14 protein-coding genes are annotated in these 12747 nt (G+C 65.3%); 10 read left to right on the forward strand and 4 right to left on the reverse strand.

Annotated elements, in window-relative coordinates; all coding sequences use genetic code 11:
* Positions 1-89 precede the first annotated feature (89 nt).
* Entirely contained in the window at positions 90-1016 is a 927-nt protein-coding gene (locus FB548_RS03645) for a phosphoribosylaminoimidazolesuccinocarboxamide synthase (RefSeq protein ID WP_185741960.1), read from the reverse strand.
* A gap of 167 nt (positions 1017-1183) precedes the next feature.
* On the opposite strand from FB548_RS03645, the gene FB548_RS03650 reads away from it, so the two are divergent.
* The 10 genes from FB548_RS03650 to FB548_RS03695 all read left to right on the forward strand — a co-directional run bounded on the left by FB548_RS03650 (position 1184) and on the right by FB548_RS03695 (position 9786).
* Positions 1184-1543 (forward strand): DnaJ domain-containing protein, encoded by a 360-nt coding sequence (locus FB548_RS03650; protein WP_255470295.1) that lies wholly within the window; start codon positions 1184-1186, stop codon positions 1541-1543.
* A gap of 8 nt (positions 1544-1551) precedes the next feature.
* Positions 1552-2226 carry a ribulose-phosphate 3-epimerase gene (gene rpe / locus FB548_RS03655; RefSeq protein ID WP_142123375.1) on the forward strand — a complete coding sequence of 225 codons (675 nt, stop codon included), beginning with the start codon at positions 1552-1554 and terminating at the stop codon, positions 2224-2226.
* A 366-nt stretch (positions 2227-2592) separates the two neighbouring features.
* On the forward strand, positions 2593-3531 hold the full coding sequence (gene yegS, locus FB548_RS03660; protein ID WP_142123376.1) for a lipid kinase YegS: 939 nt from the start codon (positions 2593-2595) through the stop codon (positions 3529-3531).
* A 145-nt stretch (positions 3532-3676) separates the two neighbouring features.
* Positions 3677-5149, forward strand: coding sequence for an anthranilate synthase component I (trpE, locus tag FB548_RS03665; protein WP_142123377.1), 1473 nt, complete (start codon positions 3677-3679; stop codon positions 5147-5149).
* A gap of 92 nt (positions 5150-5241) precedes the next feature.
* On the forward strand, positions 5242-6009 hold the full coding sequence (locus FB548_RS03670; RefSeq protein ID WP_142123378.1) for an SIMPL domain-containing protein: 768 nt from the start codon (positions 5242-5244) through the stop codon (positions 6007-6009).
* A 3-nt stretch (positions 6010-6012) separates the two neighbouring features.
* Complete coding sequence (locus FB548_RS03675; protein WP_142123379.1) at positions 6013-6591, forward strand: aminodeoxychorismate/anthranilate synthase component II; 579 nt, start codon at positions 6013-6015, stop codon at positions 6589-6591.
* Positions 6592-6656: 65 nt separating this feature from the next.
* On the forward strand, positions 6657-7703 hold the full coding sequence (trpD, locus tag FB548_RS03680; RefSeq protein WP_142123380.1) for an anthranilate phosphoribosyltransferase: 1047 nt from the start codon (positions 6657-6659) through the stop codon (positions 7701-7703).
* Between the two features lies 1 nt (position 7704).
* On the forward strand, positions 7705-8055 hold the full coding sequence (locus tag FB548_RS03685; protein WP_142123381.1) for an antibiotic biosynthesis monooxygenase: 351 nt from the start codon (positions 7705-7707) through the stop codon (positions 8053-8055).
* A gap of 217 nt (positions 8056-8272) precedes the next feature.
* Positions 8273-9067, forward strand: a complete 795-nt coding sequence (trpC, locus tag FB548_RS03690; RefSeq protein ID WP_142123382.1) for an indole-3-glycerol phosphate synthase TrpC — start codon at positions 8273-8275, stop codon at positions 9065-9067.
* Complete coding sequence (locus FB548_RS03695) at positions 9064-9786, forward strand: haloacid dehalogenase-like hydrolase (RefSeq protein WP_142123383.1); 723 nt, start codon at positions 9064-9066, stop codon at positions 9784-9786. The genes trpC and FB548_RS03695 overlap by 4 nt, the downstream gene beginning before the upstream one ends.
* 15 nt (positions 9787-9801) lie before the next feature.
* On the opposite strand, the gene FB548_RS03700 is transcribed toward FB548_RS03695, so the two are convergent.
* The 3 genes from FB548_RS03700 to FB548_RS03710 all read right to left on the reverse strand — a co-directional run bounded on the left by FB548_RS03700 (position 9802) and on the right by FB548_RS03710 (position 12713).
* Positions 9802-10185, reverse strand: a complete 384-nt coding sequence (locus FB548_RS03700) for a zf-TFIIB domain-containing protein (RefSeq protein WP_345775912.1) — start codon at positions 10183-10185, stop codon at positions 9802-9804.
* Between the two features lie 64 nt (positions 10186-10249).
* Positions 10250-11902 carry a type IV secretory system conjugative DNA transfer family protein gene (locus FB548_RS03705; RefSeq protein ID WP_255470386.1) on the reverse strand — a complete coding sequence of 551 codons (1653 nt, stop codon included), beginning with the start codon at positions 11900-11902 and terminating at the stop codon, positions 10250-10252.
* Between the two features lie 79 nt (positions 11903-11981).
* Positions 11982-12713, reverse strand: coding sequence for a hypothetical protein (locus tag FB548_RS03710; protein ID WP_142123385.1), 732 nt, complete (start codon positions 12711-12713; stop codon positions 11982-11984).
* Between the last annotated feature and the right edge of the window lie 34 nt (positions 12714-12747).

The following is a 12747-nucleotide window of genomic DNA, read 5'->3' on the forward strand; positions in this document are numbered from 1 at the left end:
TCTGACTTGTGGGAGCGACGTCAGTCGCGATGGCGGTTATAGGTGATGCCTCATCGCGACTGATGTCGCTCCCACAGAGCGCGAATTGCCTACTCGACCACGATTCCGGCGAGTTGCTGCAACGCCTCGGCGTACTTGGCGCGCGTGCGCTCGATGACCTCGGACGGCAACGACGGGCCGGGGGCCGTCTTGTTCCAGTCCAGCGTCTCCAGGTAGTCGCGCACGAACTGCTTGTCGTAGCTCGGCGGGCTGGTGCCGACTTCGTACTGGTCCGCAGGCCAGTAGCGCGAGGAATCCGGCGTCAGCATCTCATCCATGATGTACAGGCGGCCGTCTTCATCGGTGCCGAATTCGAACTTGGTATCGGCCAACAGGATGCCGCGCTCAGCCGCGAAATCGGCGGCGAAGCGGTAGATACGCAGGGTGGCATCGCGCACGCGCTCTGCCAGTTCCGCGCCCACGGTCTTCACCATGGCGTCGAAGTCGATGTTCTCGTCGTGGTCGCCGACGGCGGCCTTGGTCGATGGGGTGAAGATGGGTTCGGCTAGCTTCTCGGCCTGCCGCAGGCCGTCGGGCAGTTCGATGCCGCTGACCTTGCCGGTGCGCTGATAATCCTTCCAACCACTGCCGATCAGGTAGCCGCGCGCGATGGCTTCCACCGGCACCGGCTTGAGTTTCTTCGTCACCACCGCGCGCTTGGCGTACAGCGAGGCGTCCACGCCGGCCGGCAGCACGCTGGCCACGTCGATGCCGGTCAGGTGGTTCGGCATCAGGTGCGCGGTCTTCGCGAACCAGAAGTTGGAGATCTGGCAGAGCATCTCGCCCTTGCCGGGAATCGGGTCGGGCAGCACCACGTCGAACGCGGAAAGACGGTCGGTGGCCACCATCAACAGGCAGTCGCCGGCCGGTGCATCGGCCGGCAGGCGGTCGCGGGGCAGGTCGAACACGTCGCGGACCTTGCCGCGGTGGCGCAGGGTGAGGCCGGGCAGATCGGATTGAAGCAACGTCGTGGGCACAAACACTCCTTGGGGAGTTCCGGAAACCAGCGAGGCGTACAGCGTCGTGGGGCGTGCGGCAGGCCGTGCGCCCGTGCCCCGGGGTGGCCCATCACCCGCTGCTGCGGGGCCAGGTACCGGACCGGGCCGCGTAGTGTACGGCGCTTGGGGGCCGTGTGTGCCGTAAAATGACCCACTTGCTGAAGAAGGCGGGCTGGATGAAGCGCTGGTACGGGAAACTGCTGGGATTCGTGGCCGGCTGGCTGCTGATGCGCCACCCGCTGGGCGGCCTGGTGGGCCTGATCATCGGCCATGCGTTCGACGAGGACTGGTTCAAGCTCAGCCGCGACAACCCGTACCGCGTGCTCGGCCTGACCAGCGACGCGGACGATGCAGAGATCGACCAGGCCTACCGGCGACTCATCTCCCAGTACCACCCCGACAAGATGGCCGGCGCAGCGGAAGACCTGCGCCGCCAGGCCGAACAGAAGGCTGGCGAGATCAACGCCGCCTACGACCGCATCAAGACCCTGCGCAAGCGCAAGTGAGCCCTTTCATGTCGAACTGCATCATCGCTCCGTCCATCCTGTCCGCCGACTTCGCCCGCCTGGGTGAGGAAGTCGACAACGTACTGAAGGCCGGCGCCGACTGGGTGCACTTCGACGTGATGGACAACCATTACGTACCCAACCTGACCATCGGGCCGATGGTGTGCAGCGCGCTGCGCAAGCATGGCGTCACCGCGCCTATCGACGTGCACCTGATGGTGGAGCCAGTGGACCGCATCGTGCCGGACTTCGCCGAGGCCGGCGCCAGCATCATCAGCTTCCACCCCGAAGCTTCGAAGCACGTGCACCGCACGATCCAGCTGATCAAGTCGCTGGGCTGCAAGGCCGGCCTGGTGCTCAACCCCGGCACGCCGGTGGAAGTACTGGACTGGGTGCTCCCGGAACTCGACCTGGTGCTGCTGATGTCGGTGAACCCGGGCTTCGGGGGCCAGGCCTTCATCCCGTCGGCGCTGGACAAGCTGCGCGCGGTGCGCGCGATGATCGACAAGACCGGCAAGGACATCCGGCTGGAGATCGACGGCGGCGTGAAGGCCGACAACATCGGCCAGATCGCGGCGGCGGGTGCGGACGCCTTCGTGGCCGGTTCGGCGATCTTCAATGCCCCGGACTATGCGGATGTCATTGCGCGCATGCGCCAGGCCGTGGCCGAAGCACGCAGCTGATCGTGTGCCGTAGAGTCGGGCTTGCTCGGCTCATCCCGCGGTCCTCTGTGGTGTGGCAAGCGGAGCAAGCCCCGCTCTACGCACACAAGAAAGGGCGATGGCCTGCGCCACCGCCCTGGAAGAATTGGAGGCTGATCCTGCCTCCGCCCGTCGTCCCTGCTATGGCCTTCTACGCTACGCGGGATCTGTGACGGGCAGATGACGATGGCTGGGCTGTTGTAGGAGCGACGTGAGTCGCGACCGCAGATCATCAGTTCCAGGGCTCTCGGGTCGACAGGTTCGCCGGCCGCCACAGCATGCGGTCGCGACTCACGTCGCTCCTACAGAGGAGCGGCTATGCTCGCGCCTCCCCCCAAGGAAGCTCCCATGACCGCTTCGCGCTGGCGCCTGATCCTCAACGGAAAATCCGCCGGCGACGAAGAGCTGCGCGAGGCCGTGCAGGCCCTGCGCGAGGACGGCGTGGCACTGGATGTACGGGTGACCTGGGAGGACGGCGATGCCGAACGCTATGTCGGCGAGGCCATCGCCGATGGCGTGGACACGGTCATCGCCGCGGGCGGCGATGGCACGCTGAGCGAAGTGTCCACCACGCTGGCCTGTCGAGATGAAACGGCTGATCTGCTGCCCTCGCTGGGGCTGGTGCCGATGGGGACGGCCAATGATTTCGCCACCGCCGCCGGCATTCCCGATGCGCCCCTGGAAGCATTGCGTCTCGTGCAGGGCGCCAGGCCGGTTTCCATGGACCTGCTGCGCATCGAAGCGGAAGACGGCGGCCACTGGTGCGCCAATCTCGCCAGCGGCGGCTTCGGCACCGAGGTCACCGTGGAGACTGACGAAGGCCTCAAGAAAATGCTCGGTGGCCTGGCCTACCTGATCACCGGCATCGCCAAGCTGGGTCGCATCGAGCCGATCCGCGCACGCGCGCACGGGCCGGACTTCGACTGGTGCGGCGACTTCATCGCCCTTGGTGTCGGCAACGGGCGACAGGCGGGGGGAGGGCAAGCGCTCTGCCCCGATGCGCTGATCGATGACGGCGCATTGGACCTGACCATCGTCCCCGAGCTGTCGGGCGAAGTCGCCGCGACCGTCGGCGCCCTGCTGAAGGACGGGAAGCACGCCGCGCTGGACCGCGTGGCGACCCGCGCACGGCTGCCATGGGTCGAACTGGAGGCCGACCAGCCCCTGACCCTCAATCTCGATGGCGAGCCCGTCCTTTCGCGACGGTTCCGGATCGAATGCGTGCCCGGCCGAGTCCGCATGCACCTGCCGGCGGACTGTCCGTTGCGCATGCAACCACCCGCATAGTGGCCCGCGGGTCCGCGCGTCGGGTAAAGTAGGGCGGTGTCCCATCCCGCGCTCCCGCTTTCCAAAGATTCCGCACGCCCTGGCTGGCGATGGTGGCCCGTAGCCGTCGCCCATACCGCCACCGCGTCCCGGAAGGAAAGCCCGCTTGATCTCGCACGACCAGTTCCAGCAGTTCGCTGCTGAAGGTTTCAACCGCATCCCCGTTGTCCGTGAAGTGCTGTCCGACCTGGACACGCCGCTTTCGGTCTACCTGAAACTCGCAGACGCGCCGCACACCTATCTCTTCGAGTCGGTGGAAGGCGGCGAACGTTTCGGTCGCTATTCCATCATCGGCCTGCCGGTGCGGCGCGTGGCAACGTTCCGTGGCCATACGCTGCAGATCCATGACCACGGCCGCCTGATCGAAACGCGTGACGTGCAGGATCCTTTCGCCGAAGTCGAAGCGTTGCGGGCCGCCTATTCCGTGCCACGACTGGAAGGCCTGCCGGGCTTCACCGGGGGGCTGGTCGGCTGGTTCGGCTTCGAGTGCATCGGCTACATCGAACCGCGCCTGGCGACCGGCGGGAAGCCCGACGAACTCGACACGCCCGACATCCTGCTGATGCAGTCCGAAGAGGTCGCCGTCTTCGACAACCTCAAGGGCCGCCTGTACCTGATCGTGCATGCCGATCCGCGCGCGGAAGGTGCGTGGGACAAGGCGCAGGCACGCCTCGACGAACTGGTGGCCAAGCTGCGCCAGCCGGGTTCGTATCCCACGCCGATCACCCGCGACGTACTGGACGAAAGCCACTTCGTGTCCGGCTTCACGCATGACGGCTTCATCGCCGCGGTGGAGAAATCCAAGGAATACATCCGTGCCGGCGACATCTTCCAGGTCGTGCTGAGCCAGCGCCTCAGCGTACCGTTCAACGCACGCCCGGTAGATGTCTATCGCGCCCTGCGCGCGCTGAATCCGTCGCCGTACATGTACTTCCTCGATGTCGGCGACGTGCAGGTGGTGGGTTCCTCGCCGGAAATCCTGGTGCGGCTGGAACAGGGCGAAGTCACCGTGCGGCCCATCGCCGGCACGCGTCCGCGCGGGAAGACGCACGACGAGGACGTCGCGCTGGAAGCCGAGCTGCTGGCCGATCCGAAGGAGCGTGCCGAGCACCTGATGCTGATCGACCTGGGCCGCAACGACACCGGTCGTGTGTCGGAAGCCGGCACCGTGCAGGTGGGCGAGCAGTTCGTCATCGAACGCTACAGCCACGTCATGCACATCGTCAGCGAGGTCACCGGCAAGTTGTTGCCGGGCCTCAGTTATGCGGACGTGTTGCGCGCGACGTTCCCGGCCGGCACGGTCAGTGGCGCGCCGAAGATCCGCGCGCTGGAAGTGATCCGCGAACTGGAGCCGATCAAGCGCAACGTCTACGCGGGCAGCATCGGTTACATCGGCTGGCACGGCGATGCCGACACCGCCATCGCGATCCGCACCGCCGTCATCAAGGACGGCCGCCTGCACGTGCAGGCTGGCGCTGGCATTGTCTACGACTCCGATCCCGAGAAGGAGTGGGACGAGACGATGAACAAGGGTCGCGCGCTGTTCCGCGCGGTGGCGGAAGCGGCGAAGGGGTTGTGAACGTGACGCCGGAAACCCCATCCGCATCCTCAGCGCGTTGTAGGAAGCGTCGCATCCCGACATCCCTACCACCCCATGAAGGCAGGCCATCCATGAAAGCCATCCATCGCGTGCTGCTTGCTGTCGTCGCATTGGCATCGGGCCATGTGCAGGCGCAGGTCAATGCACTCCCTCCGACCCGGCACATCCTGGTCTATGGCGATGCTCAGGCGCGTGCGATTCCGGACCGCTTCAAGATCGCCATCCAGTTCGAAGCAACGGACATCAACCCCGATACGGCCCGTCGCGCGGTGGAGCACCACGTGACCAGCACGCTGGCCAAACTCAAGGCCGCCCGTGTTCCTTCGGACGAGATCGTGGCGACGTCCTTGCAGATCGGACCCCGGCACCGCTACGACCAGAAGCTCCAGGAGCAGGTGTTCGTGGGGACGCAGGTGTCGCGCTCGCTGACGGCCCGGTTCTCGCGGCAGGCCGACCTGGAGCGTTTCCTGGCGACTGTGGAAACCTCCCAGAGCTTGCGCATCTCCGACGTCACCACTGAGCTGAGCAGCGAGGCAGAACTGCGCAGGGCGCTTCGGGACAAGACCATTGCGTCGGCGAAAACGAAGGCCGACGACATGGCGCGCGCCTATGGCGCACGCCTAGGTCCGGTATACAGCGTGTCGGACGTGGCGCCGCAGTTCGAGTACGGCATCCGCGAGGGCGAGTGGCCCGTTCGCTATGAATGGAGGAGTGGTGGGCTGGACCGCATCGAGGTCACCGGAAGCAGGCTCGAACGTGCCGGCGTCGACACTTCGCTGCAATCCGGTTACGTCACTTATACCGACAAGATCTACACCGTGTTCCTGCTGGCGGACTGACCCATGCTGTTGATGATCGACAACTACGACAGCTTCACCTACAACCTCGTGCAGTACCTGCAGTCGCTGGGTGCCGAGGTGAAGGTGGTGCGCAACGATGCGATGACCGTGGACGAGATCGCGAAGCTCGCGCCCGAGCGCATCGTCATTTCGCCCGGTCCGTGCACGCCGAACGAAGCCGGGGTCTCGCTGGAGATCATCGAACGGCTGGGCGCGAACACGCCCATCCTCGGTGTCTGCCTCGGTCACCAGAGCATCGGCCAGGCTTATGGCGGCAACGTCATCCGCGCGGGCCGCATCATGCATGGCAAGACCTCGCGTATCCGTCACGAAGGCAAGGGCGTGTTCGCCGGCCTGCCGGATGCCTACGAGGCCACGCGCTACCACTCGCTGGTGGTGGAGCGCAGCAGCCTGCCGGATGCACTGGAAGTCACCGCCTGGACCGAGAACGAGGACGGCAGCTTCGAGGAAATCATGGGTCTGCGCCATCGCGAATATCCCGTGGAAGGCGTGCAGTTCCACCCCGAGTCGATCCTGACCGAGCACGGGCACGCGCTGCTGAAGAACTTCCTCGAACGATGACGCAGGGCGGGCCTCGGCCCGCCATCGCCATGCCGGTGGGCCAGGGCCCACCCTACGGAGCCGACATGCCACTGACCCCACAAGAAGCCCTCCAGCGCACCATCGAGCACCGCGAGATCTTCCACGACGAGATGGTCGACCTGATGCGCCAGATCATGCGCGGCGACGTCTCGCCGACCATGACGGCCGCCATCCTGACCGGGTTGCGCGTGAAGAAGGAGACCGTGGGCGAGATCGCCGGCGCGGCCACGGTGATGCGCGAGTTCTCGCGCACCGTCGAAGTCGCCGACCGCACGCACCTGGTCGACATCGTCGGCACCGGCGGCGACGGTTCCCACACCTTCAACATCTCCACGTGCTCGATGTTCGTCGCGGCCGCGGCCGGCGCACGCATCGCCAAGCATGGCAATCGCAGCGTGTCGTCGAAGTCCGGCAGCGCCGACGTGCTGGAAGCGCTGGGCGTCAGTATCGAACTGCAGCCGGAGCAGGTGGCGCAATCCATCGCGCAGACAGGAATTGGCTTCATGTTCGCGCCCATCCATCACCCCGCGATGAAGGTGGTCGCACCGGTGCGGCGCGAAATGGGCGTGCGCACCATCTTCAACATCCTCGGTCCGCTGACCAATCCCGCGGGCGCGCCCAGCATCCTGATGGGCGTGTTCCATCCGGACCTCGTCGGCATCCAGGCCCGCGTGCTGCAGGAGCTGGGTGCCGAGCGCGCGCTGGTGGTCTGGGGTCGCGACGGCATGGACGAACTGTCGCTGGGCGCAGGTACGCTGGTCGGCGAACTGCGCGACGGCGAAGTGCGGGAATACGAACTGCACCCGGAAGACTTCGGCATCGCGATGGCCGCCAGCCGCAACCTGCGCGTGGCCGACGCGGCCGAGTCGAAGGCGATGCTGCTGGGCGTGCTGGACAACAAGCCCGGCCCCGCCCGCGAGATCGTGGTGCTGAACGCGGGTGCGGCGCTGTACGTGGCCGGCGTGGCGGAGAGCATCGAGGATGGCATCGCCCGTTCGCGCGATGCCATCGCCAGCGGCCGGGCCCTGGAGCGCCTGCAGCAGTTCGTCACGACCACGCAGGCCCTGGGTCTGCCCCACAGGGAGGCATGAGATGGCCGCCAGCGGATTCGCCAGCTTGCCAAAACCGCCGTATTACGCAGTGATCTTTTCTTCGCTGCGCAACGATCAGGATGATGCCGGCTACGGCGCCATGGCCGAGCGCATGGTTGAGCTGGCGCAGCAGCAGCCCGGCTTCCTCGGCGTCGAGTCCACGCGCGGAGCCGATGGTTTCGGCATCACGGTGGCTTACTGGGAAAGCGAAGCCGCCATCCGCGCCTGGCGGCAGCACGCCGAGCACACGGCGGCGCGCGAGCAGGGACGACGCGACTGGTATGACCACTTCGAATTGCGCGTGGCCAAGGTCGAGCGGGCCTACGGGTGGGACCGGGCAGAAGGGGCGTAGGAGGCGCGGGGGAGGAGGGGCTTCAGCCCCGACCGGATTCACGACGACGACACTCGCCCAGCAGCCGGCCGTTCCCATAGGGTCGCGCTGTGGCGCGCTCGGCATCTTGGGGTGGAAGGGCTGTCGCGGCGCGAGCTGAAGCCCCTCCTACAGGATGCGGCATGGATGCGACAATGCAGCTTGCCGTGCGCTGGCACGGGACCGGACCAGAGAATCAATGAGCGACATCCTCACCACCATCCTCGCCCGCAAGGCGGACGAGATCGCAGAGCGCAGCGCCCGCGAGCCGCTGGCGGATCTGCGCGCACGCGCGGGCGATGCATCGCCGACGCGCGGCTTCGCCGATGCGCTCAATGCCATGGTTGCGCAGGGCGATCCGGCGGTGATCGCCGAGGTGAAGAAGGCGAGTCCCTCCAAGGGCGTGATCCGTCCAGACTTCCGCCCGGCCGACATTGCGGTCAGTTACGAGTTCGGCGGTGCGGCCTGCCTGTCGGTGTTGACGGACGTGGATTTCTTCCAGGGCGCAGACGACTACCTGAAGCAGGCTCGCGAGGCGTGCACGCTGCCCGTGCTGCGCAAGGACTTCACGGTCGACCCCTATCAGGTGTACGAAGCGCGCGTGCTGGGTGCCGACTGCATCCTGCTGATCGTGGCGGCGCTGGACGACGGGCAACTGGTCGACCTGGCTGGCCTGGCCATGCAACTGGGCATGGACGTGCTGGTGGAAGTGCACGACATCGACGAACTGGAGCGTGCCCTGCAGGTGCCGGTGCCGCTGGTCGGCATCAACAACCGGAACCTGCGCACGTTCGAAGTGTCGCTGCAGACCACGCTGGCGATGAAGGATGCGGTGCCGAAGGACCGGCTACTGGTTACCGAAAGCGGCATCCTGGTGCCGGAGGATGTGGCCACAATGCGTGCAGCCGGCGTCAATGCGTTCCTGGTGGGCGAGACGTTCATGCGCGCCGAGGAGCCGGGTGAGGCGCTGCGTCAGCTATTCTTCGCGGCATGACCGACACTTCCTATCCGCTGCCACGCCCGGATGCTCCGGTCGTCGTTTTCGATTTCGATCACACGCTGTACGACGGTGACTCCGGCGGACACCTGGTCAGGTGGCTGATCCAGCGCAATCCGCTGCGCGTGCTCGTGGCATTGGCTGCCACGGTGGTGCTGGGCCCGATGGTGGCTTTCCTGCCCACGCGGCGGCGTGGGATTTCCGGCTATATCTGGATAGGAACATTCGGCCTGCACGGTCGGCGCAGCTTCGATGCGTTGATCGACAAGTACGTTGCCACCCACCAGCAGGAGGTGCAGCAGCGTCTGTTGCCGATCGCGCTGGAGGTGTTCCGGGAGCATCGCGCGAGTGGCGACAGCGTGGTCGTCGCCACCGGCGCACCACCAGAGCTGGCGCGCGCCATCCTGAGTTTCGTAGCGCATGAGGACGTGCCCGTCATCGGCACGGCCGTCGGCCCGCGCTTCGGGGCGGTCGTGGCCACGCGCCACTGCCACAACGAAGAAAAGATGCGCATGCTGCGCGAACGCGGCTATGGCGAAGTCGCTGTCGCCTATTCGGACAGCAGCGCCGACTTGCCATTGCTGAAGGCGGCACGCGCGCCCGTGGTCGTCAATCCGAAGGTGGCGCGGGTGGAGATGTTCCGCCGCGTGCTGCCGCCAGGCACACCCATCCTCAACTGGGGATGCAAGGATCGCGGCGGCATCGCAACAACCTGACCGGCGACTGGCGGGTCAGATCCGTTCGGGTGCCTTCCAGTCCTTGATCAGGTCGGCGAACTCGATCTCGGCGAAATCCTGGTATTCGCCCGCATCGTAGAAGCGGCCGTAGCAGCCCTTGCAGCTTTCGAACCAGATATGCGGTTGCAACGGATCGACCATGCGGATCAATGGGCGTTCGCCGATGCAGGCCGGGCAGGCGATCCGGTCGATCCTGTTGTACTGCTCGCCCTGCGCCGGATCGCCGATGTCGATCTCATCCGCGCGGTCCTTCAGGGTCTCGTGATCCACCATTTCGAACCACAGGCCCTTGCACTGCGTGCAGCGATGGACGTTGGCTTGGGGAATGGTGATCAGTTCCATCGTGCCTTGGCACTTGGGGCATTGCATAGGCGTCATCTCGGCCGGGTCGGGTCGCGGGATTCTACCTCGGCCTTCCTGGCCTGCCACCGCCTGCGGACACTTAGAGCCGTAGAGGCTGGATGTCGACTTTCGACATCAGTCGCTTGGTGAAATAGCTGTCCTGGTAGTAGCGGACTTTGCGGCACAGGATGGGGTGGGCGAGGCCTTCGTACAGAACGATCTCCTTTTCCGGCCCCATCGCTTTGAGTTCCTGCGGCAGCATCAGGGCGCGCTTCTCCAGCACTTCGTTGTCGGATACGTTGCGCCCCTGGCCATGCGAGCGCGTGCGAGCACGCCGCCGGATGGTGGTGTAGCCGAGCATCTCCGAGTAGTCGTTCGCGTCCTGTTGTTCGCGCGGCGCATAGATGATCTGCAGTGCGTGATTGGTAATAATGGTGCGCGAGACCTCTTTGCCGTAGACGGCATCCAGCTGCGCCATCGACTGGATGATAGGCAGCAGGCGCAGGTTGTAGCCCGCCATGTACGCGACTGCTTTCGCGATGATGTCCACCTTGCCGATCGCGGTGAACTCATCCATCAGCAGAAGGCACTGGTGCTTGAGCGACGAATCGTTCTGGGGCAATACCTTCGTGTTGACGTTGATCAGTTGGCTGAAGAACAGGTTCACGATGAGCCGGCTCTCCGCCAGCTTGTTGGGCTGGATGCCGACATAGATCGTCATCCGGCGCTTGCGCACGTCGTCGAGACGGAAATCATCGGCGCTGGTGGCGGCATCGAGCACCGGGTTGAGCCAGGGATTCAACGGCTCGCGGAACGAGCCGATGATGGAAGCGAAGGTGACGTCGGCCTGTGAGAGCAATCCAGCGAACGCGGTTTGCGCGTGGCTGCTGAGGAAGGGCGCCTGCACCAGCTTCTGCAGGTAGGGCTTGAGTTCGCCGCCGTCGCCCGAGGCCAGGCGCAGCACGGCGCCCAAGGTGGGCGGCTCCGCACTGGGGTCGCGGTCGTACCGCTCGAACAGATACAGCGAGAAGGCGAGGAACGCGTTGCGCGCCTGGCTGACCCAGAACTTGTCCTTGTCGTCAGCGTCGGGGTAGAGCATCGCTGCGATGCTCTGCAGGTCCGACACCCGGAACGCGGGGTCGGGCGAGACATAAGTCATCGGATTCCAGCGATGCGTGCGCCTGTCCTCCGCGAACGGATTGAACAGGTACACTTCATGACCGATGGACTGTCGCCAGCCGGAGGTCAGGTCGAAGTTCTCCTGCTTGATGTCCAGCACCACCGCCGACTCCCGATAGTCCAGCAAGTTGGGGATCACCACGCCGACACCCTTGCCCGAGCGGGTGGGCGCTGCGAGGATCACGAACTGCTGTCCCGGAAGTCTCAGCAGCTTGCCGTTCAACTGGCCGACGACGATGCCGTCGTCCCGGCTTCCGAGGAAGCCTTTCCTTGCCACGTCGACCATGCCCGCGAAGCGGGCGCGGCCATGCAGGTTGCGATGGCTGCGCAGCTTGAACAGCATCACCACCAGCGCTGCCCACGCCAGCAGCATCAATCCGCCGCCCGTAGCGCCCGCTGCCTTGATCCGCCATGCGTAAGGCTGCACGCGGGGATGGTCGAGATGCTTCAGATAATCGAAATAGGTACCGAAGCCGAGCAGGTCGCCGTCCATGCCGAGGAACAGCAGCGCGAGGTAGCCGGAAAGATAGATTGCCGCCGTGGCGGCCAGTACCGCCAGGACCAGTGCGGTCAGAACGCGAACATTGCCCAAACATCCCCCTTTGAAACCGCGTCATGACAGTCGGACGCGATTACCTGCTTCGTGGCGTGCCTCAGCGGCTGCCGTCCTTATGCTTGCCATCTAACCGGCTTTCCCCGGTGTCGATCAGCACGTACTGATCGTTCTTCTCCCAGCGTGGCAGTCCTTCCTGAAGCTTCAGACAGGGCGTGCCGCCGCAAGACGTGATGGTCACCTGCTGCAGCGCTTCGAGCACCTCGGCATCCACGTGTGCGCGCTCGGCGCGGCCGATGTTGTGCCAGGCTGCGTAACCGGTGCCGGCGATGAGCACAAGGCAGCCCGCAGACAGGATCCCCAACGATTTCCATCCCAGGAGGCCTGCGCGCCGGGATAGCGCCGCCTGTTCGCGCTGCAGATGGTCGGCGACCTGCTTCAGGCGGGTAGCGGTGTCGCCGATATCCTGCGTGGCGCGGGGAATCTCCTGCGACAAGGCATCGCGTACCGCAATGCGCGCCTGCTCCGACATCTCGCGTTTGCCTTCCTCGATGGTCTTCCTCACGACGATGGCGGAACCTTGCAGCTCATGAGCGGACGCCTGCTGTGCGGCAGCGGCTTTCTCGCATTGCTGCGTGAGATGCGCTGCCAGCAGTGCCGAGTTGGCAATGAACTCTTCCATCTTCGCCGATTCCATATCGCTCCCTGCATCCCGTCGCGTATCCCGGCAGAAGAATGACGCGATACCCGTCCGTGTTTCAAGCGGGACGTTGTGGCTCCCGAGGTCCGTGTGACATCTGGACATGAGGGCAGTTGGAAATGTGAAAGTCACAGTCGTTCATCGCAGTGAAGATTCGCTTCACGTG

This window comes from Pseudoxanthomonas sp. 3HH-4, assembly GCF_006716465.1.
Classification (GTDB): Bacteria; Pseudomonadota; Gammaproteobacteria; order Xanthomonadales; family Xanthomonadaceae; genus Pseudoxanthomonas_A.

Bases quoted from the DNA above. Each gene is read 5' to 3' on its own strand.
- trpD (WP_142123380.1), top strand. From the start codon at position 6,657: ATGCCACTGACCCCACAAGAAGCCCTCCAGCGCACCATCGAGCACCGC.
- FB548_RS03670 (WP_142123378.1), top strand. From the start codon at position 5,242: ATGAAAGCCATCCATCGCGTGCTGCTTGCTGTCGTCGCATTGGCATCG.
- FB548_RS03695 (WP_142123383.1), top strand. From the start codon at position 9,064: ATGACCGACACTTCCTATCCGCTGCCACGCCCGGATGCTCCGGTCGTC.
- yegS (WP_142123376.1), top strand. From the start codon at position 2,593: ATGACCGCTTCGCGCTGGCGCCTGATCCTCAACGGAAAATCCGCCGGC.
- FB548_RS03685 (WP_142123381.1), top strand. From the start codon at position 7,705: ATGGCCGCCAGCGGATTCGCCAGCTTGCCAAAACCGCCGTATTACGCA.
- trpC (WP_142123382.1), top strand. From the start codon at position 8,273: ATGAGCGACATCCTCACCACCATCCTCGCCCGCAAGGCGGACGAGATC.
- FB548_RS03650 (WP_255470295.1), top strand. From the start codon at position 1,184: ATGACCCACTTGCTGAAGAAGGCGGGCTGGATGAAGCGCTGGTACGGG.
- rpe (WP_142123375.1), top strand. From the start codon at position 1,552: ATGTCGAACTGCATCATCGCTCCGTCCATCCTGTCCGCCGACTTCGCC.
- FB548_RS03675 (WP_142123379.1), top strand. From the start codon at position 6,013: ATGCTGTTGATGATCGACAACTACGACAGCTTCACCTACAACCTCGTG.
- FB548_RS03700 (WP_345775912.1), bottom strand. From the start codon at position 10,185: ATGACGCCTATGCAATGCCCCAAGTGCCAAGGCACGATGGAACTGATC.